We start from the raw sequence: 14,762 nt of genomic DNA, 5'->3' as shown, positions 1-14,762 counted from the left end.
GCCGGGGTCAGAGCGGCCGGTCCTCGCCCATTCCGTGGACGGCGGGGACGCGGCCGAAGCGGCCGGACTGGAAGTCCTCGAACGCCTGCAGGAGCTCCTCGCGGGTGTTCATGACGAACGGGCCGTAGTGGGCCATGGGCTCCCGGATGGGCCGCCCGCCGAGGAGGACGACCTCCAGGGCGGGGGTGCGGGAGTCCTGCTTCCCGTCGGCGCGGACGGTCAGCGAGGAGCCCGCGCCGAACACGGCCGTCTGCCCCAGGTGGATCGGACGCCGTTCCGCACCGGCCGAACCGCGCCCGGCGAGGACGTACGCCAGGCCGTTGAAGTCGTTCCGCCACGGCAGCGTGACCTCCGCGCCCGGCGCCAGCGTCGCGTGGACCATGGTGATCGGCGTGTGCGTGATGCCGGGGCCCCGGTGGCCGTCCAGCTCCCCGGCGATGACCCGCAGCAGCGCGCCGCCGTCCGGGGAGGTGAGCAGCTGGACGGAACCACCGCGGATGTCCTGGTAGCGCGGGGCCATCATCTTGTCCGCGGCGGGGAGGTTCACCCACAGCTGGAGGCCGTGGAAGAGCCCGCCGGACACGACGAGGGACTCCGGCGGCGCCTCGATGTGGAGCAGGCCCGAGCCGGCCGTCATCCACTGGGTGTCACCGTTGGTGATGGTGCCGCCGCCACCGTTGGAGTCCTGGTGGTCGAAGGCCCCGTCGATGATGTAGGTGACGGTCTCGAAGCCGCGGTGCGGGTGCCAGGGGGTGCCCTTGGGCTCGCCCGGCGCGTACTCCACCTCGCCCATCTGGTCCATCATGATGAACGGGTCGAGGTGCTGGTAGTCGATTCCCGCGAACGCCCGGCGGACCGGGAAGCCCTCGCCCTCGAAGCCGCTGGGTGCGGTGGTCACGCCCAGTACGGGGCGGGCGGCGGCATCCGACGGTGCGGCGACGCGGGGCAGGGTCAGCGGGTTCTCGACGGTGACGGCGGGCATGACGGGCCTCCGGGGGGTCGGTGGAGCGGCGCACTCCCACTTTAGTTGAATGTTGAACTTTTTGCCAGTGGGGCGCCCTGGACCCCGCTCCCGATCCGGCGCGCACCGGTGAGACGCAGGAGGGGGCCGTTCGGTCGCAGGGCACGCGGTGCGACCGGACGGGTACGCTCCGGCACCCGGCCGAGGCGGAGGGGGAACGGCACCGTCACGGCGCCGACCGCCCCGCCGGCCGCGGGGAATCGATTCTCCGGAGCGTCCCGCCGGGCGTCCGCCGGCGCCCGGTGCCAGGTCCGCCGCGTCCGCGCGGCGTGGCGGAGGGGAAGTGCGGCCACGGCCCGGAGACGGGGCGGCCGGGAGACGGGGCGGCCGGGACACGACGCTGCGCGGGCACGGCACGACCCGGGCACAGGACGGGTCGGGCACAGGACGGCCCGGGCCCGGACCGCGTTCTCAGCCGTACATGCGGCGCATCGCGAAGTCGACCATCTCCTCGACGGCCTTCGCGTCGAAGACGATCCGGTGGTCGCCCTCCATGTCGAGGACGAAGCCGTACCCGGTCGGGAGGAGGTCCAGGACCTCGGCGCCGGTGATCACGAAGTACTTGGACTCCTTGCCGGCGTACCGGCGCAGCTGCTTGAGCGACGTGAACATCGGGATGACCGGCTGCTGCGTGTTGTGCAGCGCGAGGAAGCCCGGGTTGTCGCCGCGCGGGCAGTACACCCTCGACGTGGCGAAGATCTGCTGGAAGTCCTCGGCGGAGAGCGAGCCCGTGGTGAACGCGCGCACGGCGTCCGTGAGGGATGGCGGGGACGGCTCCGGGTACAGCGGCGGCTGCTGCCCGTACCCCTGCTGGGGCGGGGCGTACTGCTGCTGGGCGCCCGGGTTCTGCTCGTAGCCGTACATGCCCGCAAGGGTACTGAGTGCGGGCCGCGCCCGTGACGGGTGCCCGGCCGTACGCGGACGCCCCCGCGGGCTACAGGAGGCTCGCCACGATCAGCGCGACCGTGGGCGTGAAGACCGCCGCCACGGCCGTCGACCAGTACAGCGCGCCGCTCCCCCGGCCCGCCGCCGCACGGGCCGGTTCGCGAACCACCAGACCAGCGCGAACAGCAGCACGAAGGGCCCGAACATCACGAACCACGGCCACACGCCGTCGTTCTCGGTCGGCTCCCCCCGCGTCCAACCCAGGTCCGCCAGCGGCCAGTTCGACAACATGTACCAGACCAGCCACACCGGTACGAGGCCGGGCACCCCGAGTGCCAGGTTCAGCCCCGCCCCCACCACCAGCCACTTCCGCATCGGCCCAGTCTGTCAGTGGAGCGTTCTAGCCTCACCCTCATGAGCGCGCACATCTGGACGGGGGTACGCGAACGGGTCCTCGCGCTGGCGAAGTCACCGGGCGCCGAGGCGGTGTTCGGCCTCCCGCACGGCGACCGCCCGTTGGAGGACCCGCTGACCGAGGCGGAGGTGGCGGACCTGGAGGAGTACTGCGGGGTGCGGCTGCCGGAGGAGTACCGGGACTTCCTGCTGCACGTCGGCGCGGGCGGCGCCGGCCCGGCGTACGGGGTCTTCCCGGTCCGCCGGGGTGAGGACGGGGCGTGGGAGTGGGAGGGCGACGGCGGCGACATGACGCTGGCGCGGCGCCTCGCGGAGCCGTTCCCGGTGGAGCGGGTGGCCCCCGGGGTCCTCGACGCCCTGGTGGACGAGCGGCCGGACGAGGAGGAGTACGACGACGAGGACGCGTTCGAAGCGGCGAACGACGCCTGGGAGGAGCGCATGGGCGCCGTCCTGCGGACGGACGAGATCACGGTCGGCGCGATCTGCCTGTCCACCGTGGGCTGCGCCCAGCGCCAGTGGCTGGTCGTGTCCGGCCCCGAACGCGGCACCATGTGGGACGACCCGCGCTGCGACGACGCCGACCTGGAGCCGATGGGCACCACCTTCGCCGGGTGGTACCTGAACTGGCTGGAGGACGCGACCCGCAAGGCGGAGGCGGCGTAGGGCTCAGTCCCTCAGCGCCTCGACGAACGGCACCCAGGCGCGCGCGGACACCACGACCACGCCCCCGTCCGGCACCTTGGAGTCCCGGACGGGGACGAGGCCGGGGAAGTCGCCGGCGACTTCGAGGCAGTCGCCGCCGTCTCCGTTGCTGTGGCTGCCCTTGCGCCACGCGGCTGCGCCGGGGAAGCCGGCGGCCACTTGGACGCAGTTCCCGCCCGATCCATTGCTGTAGCTGCTCTTCCGCCAGACGGCGGCCCTCAAGTCAACCTGGATGCTTGGCATTTCGGAATTCCTCGGCCGCTGATTCGATCATGGCGAGGGACGCCTCCGGCGGAAGCGCGGCGGCCCTCAGCAGATCGTACGACCTTCGATACGCCGCCACGAGAGCCGCATCGTCGATTGTGTGTCCTGTGTGCAGCGACTCGGTGTAGACCAGCGGCGGGGCATCGGCAAAAGTCATGACCATGGCGGTACCGAACATGAAGGGGTGCGCACCCGCGCTCCGCGGAAGCACCTGCGTAAAGACACGCCTCCGCCTCACCAGGTCGACGACACGGCCCAGTTGTTCCGCCATGCCCTCAGGCCGAAGCACCGGCTGGCGTAGCAGGGACTCGTGCAGCACCACCCAGTACTGGGGTGTCTTGTGGTCGTCCTCGAAGAGACGCGAACGCTCCAGTCGCGCTTCGACCTTGGCCTGCGTCTCCTCGTCGGTCTCCAGCGGATGCGTCGCCCGCACCACCGCCCAGGCGTACTCCCGGGTCTGAAGCAGTCCCGGGAAGACCGTCGGGCACCACTCATCGATGGTCAGCGCGTGCTTCTCCGCCTCCAGGATGCGCTCGAAGTACTCGGCGTGCCCCTGCCGCCGCGCCCGCCGCACGTCCTCGCAGCACCGCTCGAAGTACCCGTCCGTCTTCAGGACGCGGTCCACGTGCCGGGCCAGGTCCACCGGCATGCGGCGCTGGCCGCGTTCGATCTCGCTCAGGTACGTCGCCCCGTAGAAGCTGCCCTCGACCAGTTGCTCCAGGGTGAGCACCGACCGCTCGCGCTGGAAGCGCAGCTCCTTGCCGTAGAAGCACGGGACGCTCTCCGACCCGTCGATGTCCTTCCGCTGCCCTCGCGCCATCGGAGATCACCTTTCACACCTCGCGCCGTGGTGTCCCGGCCCCTTCCGACGGTAGGGGTGATCGCGGCATCGTGTGACCGGTTCGTCACACCACGCACGGAAAGGGTGAGGTCCCATGGCCATCGACCACGACCTGGAGCAGGACGAGGAGGCCCGCGGCCTCGTGAACGAGCTGCGGATCCTGCTCGGGTCGCACGACGTCAAGCTGCCGTCGCTCGGACGGGACTACGGCAGCCCGCCGCTCATCACGCTGGGCAACTGCAACCTGGCCACCGCGCGGGCGCTCGCCGCCGCCTTGCGCCGGGTGTAGGCGCGGAGCCCGTCACAGTTCGGGCGGCAGGGGTTGCCCTTATTACCCACGGGTAGCATCATCGTGACTACCAGCTGGTAGATGTACGAGGAACCTGCCTCCCGATCCTTACGGAGCCGTCGCCATGGGGCACTACAAGTCGAATCTCCGCGACATCGAGTTCAACCTCTTCGAGGTCCTCGGCCGCGACAGGGTGTACGGCACCGGTCCGTTCGAGGAGATGGACGTCGAGACCGCCAAGAGCGTCCTGGACGAGCTGTGCCGCCTCGCGGAGAACGAGTTCGCCGAGTCCTTCGCCGACGCGGACCGCAACCCGCCGGTCTTCGACCCGGAGACGAACACCGCGCCCGTACCGGAGTCCTTCAAGAAGTCCTACAAGGCGTTCATGGACTCCGAGTACTGGCGGCTCGGCCTGCCCGAGGAGATCGGCGGCACCACGTCGCCGCGCTCGCTGGTCTGGGCGTACGCGGAGCTGATCCTCGGCTCGAACCCGGCCGTGTGGATGTACTCCTCCGGCCCGGCCTTCGCCGGCGTCCTCTTCGAGGAGGGCAACGAGGCGCAGAAGAAGATCGCCGAGATCGCCGTCGAGCGCCAGTGGGGCTCCACCATGGTGCTGACCGAGCCCGACGCGGGCTCCGACGTGGGCGCCGGCCGCACCAGGGCCGTCCGGCAGGAGGACGGCTCGTGGCACATCGAGGGCGTGAAGCGCTTCATCACCTCCGGTGAGCACGACATGTCGGAGAACATCCTCCACTACGTCCTGGCCCGCCCCGAGGGCGCCGGTCCGGGCACCAAGGGCCTGTCGCTGTTCCTCGTCCCGAAGTACCACTTCGACTGGGAGACCGGCGAGCTCGGCGAGCGCAACGGCGTCTACGCGACCAACGTCGAGCACAAGATGGGCCTCAAGGCGTCCAACACGTGCGAGATGACCTTCGGCGACAGGCACCCCGCCAAGGGCTGGCTCGTCGGCGACAAGCACGACGGCATCCGCCAGATGTTCCGCGTCATCGAGTTCGCCCGCATGATGGTCGGCACGAAGGCCATCGCCACCCTGTCGACCGGCTACCTCAACGCGCTGGAGTACGCCAGGGAGCGCGTGCAGGGCCCCGACCTGGCGAACTTCATGGACAAGACCGCGCCGAAGGTCACCATCACCCACCACCCCGACGTGCGCCGCTCGCTGATGACGCAGAAGGCGTACGCGGAGGGCATGCGCGCCCTCGTCATGTACACCGCCGCGATCCAGGACGAGATCCAGGTCAAGGAGGCGGCCGGCGAGGACGCCGGGGCGCTGCACGGCCTGAACGACCTGCTCCTGCCGATCGTGAAGGGGTACGGCTCCGAGAAGTCCTACGAGCAGCTCGCCCAGTCGCTCCAGACGTTCGGCGGCTCCGGGTACCTCCAGGAGTACCCGGTCGAGCAGTACATCCGGGACGCTAAGATCGACACCCTCTACGAGGGCACCACGGCCATCCAGGGCCAGGACTTCTTCTTCCGGAAGATCGTCCGCGACCAGGGCGCCTCCCTGAACGCGCTCTCCGAGGAGATCAAGAAGTTCCTGGCGGTCGGCACCGGAGGCGACGAGCTGGCCGGCGCCCGCGAGGCGCTCGCCAAGGCGGCCGTCGACCTGGAGGCGATCGTCGGCAGGATGCTCACCGACCTCACCGCGACCGGCGAGGACGTCAGGAACATCTACAAGGTCGGCCTGAACACCACGCGCCTGCTCATGGCCTCCGGTGACGTCGTCGTCGGCTACCTGCTGCTGCGCGGCGCCGCCGTCGCCGCCGAGAAGCTGGCCGCCGGCGCCTCCGCGAAGGACGTCCCCTTCTACCAGGGCAAGATCGCCGCGGCGAAGTTCTTCGCCGCCACGATCCTGCCGGGCGTCTCCGCCGAGCGCCTGGTCGCCGAGGGCGTCGACAACTCCCTGATGGAGCTGGACGAGGCCGCCTTCTGACCGGCGCCCCGACCGCGACCTCGCGGCCCGCCCCCCGGACGGCCCGGTCCGGGGGCGGGCCGCGCCCCTTCCCGCCCCGCCCGCCCCCGGCGCCTCAGCCCCGGGCGCGCCCCGGGCACACGTCGAAGTGGCTCACCCGGCAGGTGTCCACCGGGGCGGCGCCGTGCAGGTTCACCGCCGTGCCGTCCCCGGCTATGTACCAGCGCCTGCCGCGCGGCACCCCGGCCACCGGGCGCACCCCCGGCTCGATCGCCACCCACCGGTCGTTCACCGTGCGGTGCCACAGCGCCCCGCCCCCGCAGTACCGGCACGTCATGGGCGAGCCCGTGCGCGGCGAGGGGACCCGCCCCGGGCCGCGGCCGGACGCGCGCAGCGCCGCCTCCGTCACCCGCAGCACGTCGCCCAGCCGCACCGGGTCGCGGTCCGCCGAACCCGTGCCCGCCCTGGTGCAGGCCGGGCACAGCGGCATCATCAGCGGGGCGCTCCACTGCGCGCCGGGGGCCTCGCAGGCCGCGCAGACGGGCGCCGCAGGACGGGCGGGCCCGGCCCCGGGCGGGGCGGCCGAAGTCGTCGTCTCCACCAGTGCACCTCCGGTCACGCGTCGGTCAACGGTGTGTCCTCCCCGTCGATACTCGCAGCCACCACTGACAGCGCCGCGCCCCCCAACCCCTGCGCCCGCCCCGGTGCCCGCCCGTATGGTGTGGGCATGAGCAGCTCTCCCACCCGCTTCGACCGCGGCCACACCGACGACCTGATGACGTTCCTCACGGCCTCGCCGTCCCCGTACCACGCCGTGGCGACCGCCGCCGAGCGGCTGGAGAAGGCCGGCTTCCGCCAGGTGGAGGAGACCGCCGCGTGGGACGGCGCGGCCGGCGGCAGGTACGTGGTCCGGGGCGGCGCGATCGTCGCGTGGCACGTGCCGGAGGGCGCCGCCGCCCACACGCCGTTCAGGATCGTGGGCGCCCACACCGACTCCCCCAACCTGCGCGTCAAGCCGCAGCCCGACAGCGGCGCCCACGGCTGGCGGCAGGTCGCCGTCGAGATCTACGGCGGGCCCCTGCTGAACTCCTGGCTCGACCGCGACCTCGGCCTCGCCGGCCGGCTCACCCTCCGCGACGGCAGCCACCGCCTGGTCGACGTCGGCCGGCCGCTGCTGCGCGTCCCCCAGCTCGCCATCCACCTCGACCGGGGCGTCAACGAGGGCCTGAAGCTGGACCGCCAGCGCCACATGCAGCCCGTCTGGGGTCTCGGCGACGACGTCCACGAGGGCGACCTGATCGGCTTCCTCGCCGAGGAGGCCGGACTCGACGCGGAGGACGTCGCCGGCTGGGACCTCATGGTCCACTCCGTGGAGCCCCCCGCCTACCTGGGCCGCGACCGCGAGCTGCTCGCCGCGCCGCGCCTGGACAACCTGCTGTCCGTGCACGCCTGCACCGCCGCGCTCGCCGCCGTCGCCACCGCCGGCCCGACCTCCCACATCCCCGTCATGGCCGCTTTCGACCACGAGGAGAACGGCTCCGAGTCCGACACCGGCGCGCAGGGGCCCCTCCTCGGCACGGTGCTGGAACGATCCGTCTACGCCCGCGGGGGCACCTACGAGGACCGCGCCCGCGCCTTCGCCGGCACCGTCTGCCTCTCCTCCGACGTGGGCCACGCCGTCCACCCCAACTACGCGGAGCGGCACGACCCGACGCACCGCCCGCGCCCCAACGGCGGCCCCATCCTCAAGGTGAACGTCAACCAGCGGTACGCGACGGACGGCGAGGGGCGGGCCGTGTTCACCGCGGCGTGCGAGGAGGCGGGCGTGCCGTGGCAGTCGTTCGTCTCCAACAACGACCTGCCGTGCGGCACGACGATCGGTCCGATCACCGCCGCCCGGCACGGCATCCGCACCATCGACATCGGCGTCGCCTGCCTGTCCATGCACAGCGCGCGCGAGCTGTGCGGCGCCGACGACCCGCACCACCTCGCCAACGCCCTGACCGCCTTCCTCAAGTGACCGCGTTCCCGTAGGCGTTGCGGGGGCGGCAGCGGGTACCCGCAAGACGCAGGACTTCGGGACGAGTTCACACACGAGGAGGCACACCATGGGCCTGGGCGGATGCCTGCTGCTCATCGCGGGAGGCGCGATCCTCGCGTTCGCGGCCGACTGGCAGATCAGCGGATTCAACCTGGACGTGGCCGGGCTGATCATGATGGCGGTCGGCCTGATCGGCGTGGCCGCGTACACGAGCATCGCGCGTCGGCGCAGGGCGGTGGTTCCACCCGTGGCCCCGGTGGCGGAGCCCGACCCCCTGCGCGACGACGGGCGCATGCTCTGACACCGGCGTCCGCGCCGGCCGGTGGAGACGGCGGCCGGCGCGCTTCCCGCCGGGGAGCGGTTCCTGCCGTACGCGGACGGGGCCGCCGGTGGTCCCCGGCGGCCCCGTCGACGCGCACGGCCGGCCCCTCCGCACGGCCGGCGCGCTGACGGCGCCGGGTCCGGGGGCGCGCCCCGCCGGGGACCCGGGCCACCGCGCCGGACGCCGCGCCGGGACGCCCCCGGCACCGGTCACCCGTCACACGAGCCGTACGGGCCGCCCCGAAACCGCTCCCGGGCCGCCGCGGAACCGCTGCCGCCGCCCCGGGCCGGGCTACGCCTCGTCGAGTCCGGCCAGGATGAGGGGCAGGCGCGCGGCGCCGCCCTCCTCGACCCGCACCGGGACGCCCCAGTCCTGCTGGTGCACGTGGCACGCGGGGTACGCGTTCTCCGGGTCGTCGTCGCAGGAGGCGGCCATCGCCGAGACGTGCAGGACGCCCTCGGTCACCGACGGGTCCAGCTTCAGTTCCCGGAACAGGTCCGTGCCGCCGCCCGCGCCGTCCGCCAGCAGCTCCGGCGGCGTCGAGGAGACCAGCAGCCGCGTCGACGGCCCGTACCGGTCGTCCAGCTTCTGCCCGGTCGGCGCGCGGAACACCACGTCCAGCCGGAGCGTGCCGGGCGCGATCACCGTCGCCTCCCGCTGGGTGCGGTGCGCCACCGCGTCGACCTGCACCGCCTCCTCCGGCAGCCGAAGCCGCGTCAACCGGTGCCGCGCCGACTCCACGACCACCAGGTCCTCGCCGACGAGGACCGCGTCGCTCGGCTCCCGCAGGTCCGTCGCGAGGGTCGTGACCTCGCCGGTCCCCGGGTCGTAGCGGCGCAGCGCGTGGTTGTACGTGTCGCAGACCGCGACCGAGCCGTCCGGCAGGGCGGTGACGCCCAGCGGGTGCTGCAGCAGCGCCTGGCCGGCGGCGCCGTCCCGGTGCCCGAAGTCGAACAGGCCGGTGCCGACGGCCGTGTGGACGGCGCCCCCGGGGTCGACCCAGCGCACGGCGCTGGTCTCCGAGTCCGCGACCCACAGCCGGTCCCCGGCCGCCGCCAGTCCGGACGGCTGCGCGAACCACGCCTCGCCGGCCGGGCCGTCGACCAGGCCCTCGTTGGTCGTCCCGGCGGCGACCTCCACGGTCCCCGCCTCCGGGTCGTAGGCCCACAGCTGGTGGACGCCGGCCATCGCGATCCACACGCGGTCCCGCCACCACGCCACGTCCCACGGCGAGGACAGGGCGACCTCGCGGGCCGGACCCGAGGTGGGGGAGCCCTGCATCCACTGGGCGCCGGTCCCCGCGAGCGTCGACACCTCGCCGGTCGCCGGGTCCAGGGCGCGCAGCGCGTGGTTGACGGTGTCCGCGACGGCGATCCGCCCGTCCGGCAGCGCGCACATCCCCTGCGGCTCGCTGAACCGGGCCGACTCCGCCGGGCCGTCGGCCAGGCCGCGCCGCCCGTCGCCGTACCGGCGCACCACCGTCTCGCCGTCCGGGGCCAGCTCGACGAGGCGGTGCCGGGTGGTGTCGGAGACCAGGAGGTTGCCGGAGTCCAGGACGAGGGCCTTGCCGGGGAAGCGCAGGTGCGTGGCGACCGGCTCCGGCGGCACGTACGGGCCGTCACCGCGCCGCAGTGTGCCCTTCGCCCCGTGCTCGGCCTCCAGCTCGGCGACCAGCGTCCCGATGGCCTTCGCGTGGCCCTCGCCGGCGTGCTGGGCGACGACGTACCCCTCCGGGTCGATCACGACCAGGGTCGGCCAGGCCCGCACGGCGTACTGCTTCCAGGTCACCAGCCCCGGGTCGTCCAGCACGGGGTGCTCGACCCCGTACCGCTCGACGGCGTCGACGACGGCCCGGTGGTCGGCCTCGTGCACGAACTTCGGCGAGTGCACGCCGATGACCACCACGGTGTCGCGGTGCCTCTCCTCCAGCTCCCGCAGTTCATCCAGGACGTGCAGGCAGTTGATGCAGCAGAAGGTCCAGAAGTCGAGGATGACGATACGCCCCCGCAGGTCGGCGAGGCGGTACGAGGCCCCGCCCGTGTTGAGCCAGCCCCCCTCGCCCACCAGCTCAGGAGCTCGTACCCGAACGCGCCGAGACGCGGAAACGCTTTCGTTCATCCCTCAAGGGTGCCACCCCGCGGCGTCCGCCCCGGCGGCGGGCGCGCGTTCCCCGGGTCGGGCCGGCCGGGGGCCGGGGCGCCGGCGGACGGCGCCCCTACCGGCTCCCGCCCTCCGGCCGGCCCGGTGCCGTGACGCCCAGCACGCGGTCCCTCAGGGCGGGGAACTGCTCCCTGGTCGCCGCGACCCGCGCGGGGTCGAGGTCCACGACCAGGACCTCCTCCCCGGGGCCCGCCTCCGCCAGGACCTCGCCCCAGGGGTCCACGACCACGCTGTGCCCCGCCTGCTCGACCCCCGCGTGCGTCCCGGCCGTCCCGCACGCCAGCACGTACGCCTGGTTCTCCACCGCCCGGGCCCGCGCCAGCAGCGACCAGTGCCCGCGCCGCCGGGCGGGCCACCCCGCCGGGACGACGAACGCCGCGGCCCCCGCGTCCACCAGCCCCCGGAACAGCTCGGGGAACCGCAGGTCGTAGCAGGTCGCCAACCCGAACGGCAGTTCCGGGAACGGCGCGACGGCGAGCTCGCGGCCCGCCGACATCAGCACCGCCTCGCCCTGGTCGAACCCGAACCGGTGGATCTTGCGGTACGTCCGCGCGAGCCCCCCGTCGGGGGAGAAGACCAGCGACGTGTTGTAGAGCGCGTCCCCGTCGCGCTCGACGAGGGAGCCGGCGTGCAGCCACACCCGCGCCTCCGCGGCCGCGGCCGCCATCGCCTCGTACGTCGGCCCCCGCAGCGGTTCCGCGTCCGCCGCGAACGCCTCGTAGGCGAAGGCGCCGACCGGCCACAGCTCCGGCAGGACCACCAGGTCCGACGCCGACTCCTCCCGTACGAGCGCGGCGGCGCGCCGTCGGCGCGCGTCCGCCGTTTCGTCCGGGTTGACCGCAATCTGGATCAGAGAGGCGCGCACACTACCACCGTCCTGGCGTTGAGGCCGTCCATACAGGCCTACGATCGTCACACGAAAGCACTGCCGAGGGGCCGAAGGGGGCGTACTGTTCTCTCCCGGGGGATCTCTCCCCCGAGGACCGCGTCCAGGGGAGGCCTCCGGGGCCCTCCGGCGGACGCCGCTGCAACCAGCCCGCGTACCAAGCCGCACGAGGGGTCCCGTGACCGTCCATCCCAGCCTCCAGACCTACGCCGACGCCTGGACCCACTCCATCGAGGCCGTGGCCGAGCTGGTGCAGCCGCTCGTCGAGGGCGAGTGGAACCGCGCCACCCCGTGTCCCGGCTGGTCGGTCCGGGACATCGTCTCCCACATCATCGGCATGGAGTGCGAGATGCTGGGCGATCCGCGCCCGATTCACTCCCTGCCCCGCGACCTGTACCACGTGCGCGGCGACTTCGCGCGCTACATGGAGGTGCCGGTCGACGTGCGGCGGCACCACACGGCGCCGGAGATGACGGCCGAGCTGGAGTACGTCATGATCCGCCGCGCCCGCATGCTGCGCAACGAGAACCGCTCCCCCGACGCGCTGGTGCGCGCCCCGCTGGGTGCCGAGCAGAGCCTCGAAGTGGCGTACCGGATGCGGGCCTTCGACGTGTGGGTGCACGAGCAGGACCTGCGCGCGGCGCTCGGCGAGCCCGGCAACCTCGACTCCCCCGGCGCGTACGTCGCGCGGGACAACCTGCTGGCCATCCTGCCGAAGGTCGTCGCGAAGGACGCGGGAGCCCCGCCGAACACGGCCGTGGTCTTCGACGTGAGCGGCCCCGTCGAGTTCCTGCGGACGGTCCGCGTCGACGCGGAGGGGCGCGGCAGGGTCGACGGGGCGCCGTCGCTGGGCCCGGCCGTGACGCTGGCGACGGACTGGGAGACGTACGTGCGCCTCGCCTGCGGCCGGGTGCGTCCCGCCGCGGTCGCCGACCGCGTCAAGGTGGAGGGCGACGAGGACCTGGCCGGCGCCATCCTGGCCCACTTCGCCGTCACGCCGTAGCGTCCCCGCGGGGCGCGTCCGGGCCTCACGCCGGGACGCGGGCCGCCTCCACGCGGTCGGCGGCCGGCCGTTCGCGTTCCCGGCGCGCCGTGCGGGCGCGGAGCCGGAGGATCTGGGTGACGCCCAGCGCCTGCAGGACGAAGACCGACGAGAACGCCGCCCGGTAGCTGCCGCCGGTCGCGTCCAGCAGGACGCCGATCGCCAGGAGCGCCGCCATCGAGGCGGTGAACCCGCCGATGTTGACGATCCCCGAGGCCGTGCCCTGCCGCTGCGGCGGGTTGGCGGGCCGTGCGAAGTCGAAGCCGATCATCGACGCCGGTCCGCACGCGCCGAGGACGGCGCACAGCGAGACCAGGAGCCACATCGGCGCCCCGTCGTCCCCCGGGTACGCCAGGGTGGCCGCCCACGCGAGGGCCGTCGCGCCCACGGTGCCCAGCGCCAGGGGGGCGCGCGCCGCGTGGCGGCGGGCGATCAGCTGCCCGTAGGCGAGGCCCACCACCATGTTCGAGAGCACCACCACCGTCAGCAGCTCGCCGGCCCGCCCCCGGGACAGGCCCTGCGCCTCGACCAGGAACGGCATCCCCCACAGCAGCAGGAACACCATGGCGGGGAACTGCGTCGTGAAGTGCACCCACATGCCGAGCCGGGTGCCCGGCTCCCGCCAGGCACAGGCGATCTGGTGCCGTACGTACGCGGCCCCCGCGTGCGGCACGGGCTCCGGCTCGAAGCCCTCGGGATGGTCCTTCAGGAAGACGGTGACCAGCACCAGGACGACCAGCCCGGCCAGGGAGCTGCCGGCGAACGTCGCCGTCCAGCCCAGCCCGTCCAGGGTCCGCGCCAGCACGATCGTCGACAGCAGGTTGCCGGCGACCCCGAACAACGCCGCCACCTGCGCGACCACGGGGCCGCGCCGCGCCGGGAACCAGCGGCTGCCCAGCCGCAGCACGGAGATGAAGGTCATCGCGTCGCCGCAGCCCAGCAGCGCACGGGCCGCCAGCGCCGTCCCGTACGACGGGGACAGCGCGAAGCCGAGCTGCCCGGCCGTGAACAGCACGATGCCCAGCGTCAGGACCCTCCGCGTGCCCAGCCGGTCCACCAGCAGGCCCACGGGTATCTGCATGCCCGCGTAGACGAGCAGCTGGAGTATCGAGAACGCCGACAGCGCGGAGGCGTTGACGTGGAAGCGGTCGGCGGCGTCGAGCCCGGCCACGCCCAGCGAGGTGCGGAAGACCACCGCGACGAGGTACACGCAGACGCCGGCGCCCCACACGAGGACCGCCCGGCGGCCCCGGGGGGATCGGCGGGGAGTGCGGCGGCCGGGGAGGGGAGGGGGCTCACCGGTCCTCGCCCCGGAGCAGGGTCCTCACCCTGCCGGTGTGGGCGCGAACGCGGCGCACCGCGCCCTCGGCGTCGCCGTCGCGCAGCGCCGCCAGGATCCCGGCGTGCTCGGCGATGTTCTTCGCGACGCGGTCCGGGTGGGCCTCCATCACGGCGACCCCCATGCGGAGCTGACGGTCCCTCAGCCGGTCGTACAGGTTCGACAGGATCCGGTTGCCGGCGTGGCGGACGATCTCCGCGTGGAAGCGGCGGTCCGACGCGGCCAGCGACCGGAGGTCCCCCTCGCGCGCGTGGCGCCGCTGCTCGGCGAGGAGTTCCTCCAGTCGCGCCAGGAGCGGCGCGGGCGCCGGTACGGCCCTGCGGACGGCGAACTCCTCGACGAGCAGCCGCGTCTCCACGACGTCGGAGACCTCCTGCGCGGAGACGGCGAGGACCAGGGCGCCCTTCTTGGGGTAGAGCTTGAGCAGCCCCTCCGTCTCCAGCCTCAGCAGCGCCTCGCGCACGGGGGTGCGGGAGACCCCCACGGCTTGCGCCAGCTGCCCCTCGGTGAGGAGCGTCCCGCCCTCGAAGCGGCGGTCGAGGACCGCTTCCCTGACGTGGGTGTGGACCCGTGCGGCGGCGGGCGGGGGCGGGTGCGCGGCGGATGGCATGCGCACAGGATAG

At 73.5% G+C, this 14,762-nt stretch carries 15 protein-coding genes and 1 pseudogene; 6 read left to right on the top strand and 10 right to left on the bottom strand.

Annotation, left to right across the window (positions count from 1 at the left end; all coding sequences use genetic code 11):
• Positions 1-7: 7 nt before the first annotated feature.
• From LUW75_RS12825 to LUW75_RS12815, 3 genes are all read right to left on the bottom strand, one after another.
• Positions 8-982, bottom strand: coding sequence for a pirin family protein (locus LUW75_RS12825; RefSeq protein ID WP_250335722.1), 975 nt, complete (start codon positions 980-982; stop codon positions 8-10).
• A 450-nt stretch (positions 983-1,432) separates the two neighbouring features.
• Positions 1,433-1,885: an SseB family protein gene (locus LUW75_RS12820; protein ID WP_168438415.1), complete on the bottom strand. Its 453-nt coding sequence runs from the start codon at positions 1,883-1,885 to the stop codon at positions 1,433-1,435.
• A 90-nt stretch (positions 1,886-1,975) separates the two neighbouring features.
• Positions 1,976-2,281 carry a hypothetical protein gene (locus LUW75_RS12815; protein ID WP_250335721.1) on the bottom strand — a complete coding sequence of 102 codons (306 nt, stop codon included), beginning with the start codon at positions 2,279-2,281 and terminating at the stop codon, positions 1,976-1,978.
• A gap of 39 nt (positions 2,282-2,320) precedes the next feature.
• Between LUW75_RS12815 and LUW75_RS12810 the strand changes: the two genes are divergently transcribed.
• Positions 2,321-2,983 (top strand): SMI1/KNR4 family protein, encoded by a 663-nt coding sequence (locus tag LUW75_RS12810; RefSeq protein ID WP_250335720.1) that lies wholly within the window; start codon positions 2,321-2,323, stop codon positions 2,981-2,983.
• Between the two features lie 3 nt (positions 2,984-2,986).
• Here LUW75_RS12810 and LUW75_RS12805 read toward each other — a convergent pair whose 3' ends face one another.
• Positions 2,987-3,265: a DUF397 domain-containing protein gene (locus tag LUW75_RS12805; protein WP_250335719.1), complete on the bottom strand. Its 279-nt coding sequence runs from the start codon at positions 3,263-3,265 to the stop codon at positions 2,987-2,989.
• Positions 3,246-4,106 (bottom strand): helix-turn-helix domain-containing protein, encoded by an 861-nt coding sequence (locus tag LUW75_RS12800; protein ID WP_250335718.1) that lies wholly within the window; start codon positions 4,104-4,106, stop codon positions 3,246-3,248. The genes LUW75_RS12805 and LUW75_RS12800 overlap by 20 nt, the downstream gene beginning before the upstream one ends.
• Positions 4,107-4,221: 115 nt before the next feature.
• Between LUW75_RS12800 and LUW75_RS12795 the strand changes: the two genes are divergently transcribed.
• Both LUW75_RS12795 and LUW75_RS12790 read left to right on the top strand, forming a co-directional pair.
• Positions 4,222-4,416 (top strand): hypothetical protein, encoded by a 195-nt coding sequence (locus LUW75_RS12795; RefSeq protein WP_250335717.1) that lies wholly within the window; start codon positions 4,222-4,224, stop codon positions 4,414-4,416.
• 124 nt (positions 4,417-4,540) lie between these two features.
• Positions 4,541-6,370, top strand: a complete 1,830-nt coding sequence (locus tag LUW75_RS12790) for an acyl-CoA dehydrogenase (protein ID WP_250335716.1) — start codon at positions 4,541-4,543, stop codon at positions 6,368-6,370.
• Between the two features lie 94 nt (positions 6,371-6,464).
• Here the strand turns inward: LUW75_RS12790 and LUW75_RS12785 are convergent, their stop codons facing one another.
• Positions 6,465-6,968, bottom strand: a complete 504-nt coding sequence (locus LUW75_RS12785; RefSeq protein ID WP_250335715.1) for a DUF6083 domain-containing protein — start codon at positions 6,966-6,968, stop codon at positions 6,465-6,467.
• Positions 6,969-7,076: 108 nt separating this feature from the next.
• On the opposite strand from LUW75_RS12785, the gene LUW75_RS12780 reads away from it, so the two are divergent.
• Together LUW75_RS12780 and LUW75_RS12775 are read left to right on the top strand one after the other, a co-directional pair.
• Positions 7,077-8,369 carry a M18 family aminopeptidase gene (locus LUW75_RS12780; protein ID WP_250335714.1) on the top strand — a complete coding sequence of 431 codons (1,293 nt, stop codon included), beginning with the start codon at positions 7,077-7,079 and terminating at the stop codon, positions 8,367-8,369.
• Between the two features lie 88 nt (positions 8,370-8,457).
• Positions 8,458-8,691, top strand: a complete 234-nt coding sequence (locus LUW75_RS12775) for a hypothetical protein (protein ID WP_250335713.1) — start codon at positions 8,458-8,460, stop codon at positions 8,689-8,691.
• A 312-nt stretch (positions 8,692-9,003) separates the two neighbouring features.
• Here LUW75_RS12775 and LUW75_RS12770 read toward each other — a convergent pair whose 3' ends face one another.
• Together LUW75_RS12770 and LUW75_RS12765 are read right to left on the bottom strand one after the other, a co-directional pair.
• Positions 9,004-10,830: an NHL domain-containing thioredoxin family protein gene (locus tag LUW75_RS12770; protein ID WP_250335712.1), complete on the bottom strand. Its 1,827-nt coding sequence runs from the start codon at positions 10,828-10,830 to the stop codon at positions 9,004-9,006.
• 97 nt (positions 10,831-10,927) lie between these two features.
• A complete protein-coding gene (locus LUW75_RS12765) occupies positions 10,928-11,737 on the bottom strand; it encodes a carbon-nitrogen family hydrolase (protein ID WP_250335711.1) in 810 nt (269 codons plus the stop codon).
• Positions 11,738-11,936: 199 nt separating this feature from the next.
• Between LUW75_RS12765 and LUW75_RS12760 the strand changes: the two genes are divergently transcribed.
• Positions 11,937-12,761 carry a maleylpyruvate isomerase family mycothiol-dependent enzyme gene (locus tag LUW75_RS12760; RefSeq protein ID WP_250335710.1) on the top strand — a complete coding sequence of 275 codons (825 nt, stop codon included), beginning with the start codon at positions 11,937-11,939 and terminating at the stop codon, positions 12,759-12,761.
• Positions 12,762-12,786: 25 nt separating this feature from the next.
• Here LUW75_RS12760 and LUW75_RS12755 read toward each other — a convergent pair.
• A pseudogene (locus LUW75_RS12755) lies at positions 12,787-14,099 on the bottom strand (MFS transporter).
• Positions 14,096-14,749, bottom strand: coding sequence for a GntR family transcriptional regulator (locus LUW75_RS12750; RefSeq protein ID WP_250335708.1), 654 nt, complete (start codon positions 14,747-14,749; stop codon positions 14,096-14,098). The pseudogene LUW75_RS12755 and the gene LUW75_RS12750 overlap by 4 nt, the downstream one beginning before the upstream one ends.
• Between the last annotated feature and the right edge of the window lie 13 nt (positions 14,750-14,762).

It is taken from the genome of Streptomyces sp. MRC013 (assembly GCF_023614235.1).
GTDB lineage: Bacteria > Actinomycetota > Actinomycetes > Streptomycetales > Streptomycetaceae > Streptomyces.
This window is presented reverse-complemented; position numbering and strand designations above follow the sequence as displayed.

Excerpts from the sequence above, each read along its gene's own strand:
- LUW75_RS12825 (WP_250335722.1), bottom strand. The coding sequence starts at position 982 with ATGCCCGCCGTCACCGTCGAGAACCCGCTGACCCTGCCCCGCGTCGCC.
- LUW75_RS12820 (WP_168438415.1), bottom strand. The coding sequence starts at position 1,885 with ATGTACGGCTACGAGCAGAACCCGGGCGCCCAGCAGCAGTACGCCCCG.
- LUW75_RS12815 (WP_250335721.1), bottom strand. The coding sequence starts at position 2,281 with ATGCGGAAGTGGCTGGTGGTGGGGGCGGGGCTGAACCTGGCACTCGGG.
- LUW75_RS12810 (WP_250335720.1), top strand. The coding sequence starts at position 2,321 with ATGAGCGCGCACATCTGGACGGGGGTACGCGAACGGGTCCTCGCGCTG.
- LUW75_RS12805 (WP_250335719.1), bottom strand. The coding sequence starts at position 3,265 with ATGCCAAGCATCCAGGTTGACTTGAGGGCCGCCGTCTGGCGGAAGAGC.
- LUW75_RS12800 (WP_250335718.1), bottom strand. The coding sequence starts at position 4,106 with ATGGCGCGAGGGCAGCGGAAGGACATCGACGGGTCGGAGAGCGTCCCG.
- LUW75_RS12795 (WP_250335717.1), top strand. The coding sequence starts at position 4,222 with ATGGCCATCGACCACGACCTGGAGCAGGACGAGGAGGCCCGCGGCCTC.
- LUW75_RS12790 (WP_250335716.1), top strand. The coding sequence starts at position 4,541 with ATGGGGCACTACAAGTCGAATCTCCGCGACATCGAGTTCAACCTCTTC.
- LUW75_RS12780 (WP_250335714.1), top strand. The coding sequence starts at position 7,077 with ATGAGCAGCTCTCCCACCCGCTTCGACCGCGGCCACACCGACGACCTG.
- LUW75_RS12775 (WP_250335713.1), top strand. The coding sequence starts at position 8,458 with ATGGGCCTGGGCGGATGCCTGCTGCTCATCGCGGGAGGCGCGATCCTC.
- LUW75_RS12770 (WP_250335712.1), bottom strand. The coding sequence starts at position 10,830 with ATGAACGAAAGCGTTTCCGCGTCTCGGCGCGTTCGGGTACGAGCTCCT.
- LUW75_RS12750 (WP_250335708.1), bottom strand. The coding sequence starts at position 14,749 with ATGCCATCCGCCGCGCACCCGCCCCCGCCCGCCGCCGCACGGGTCCAC.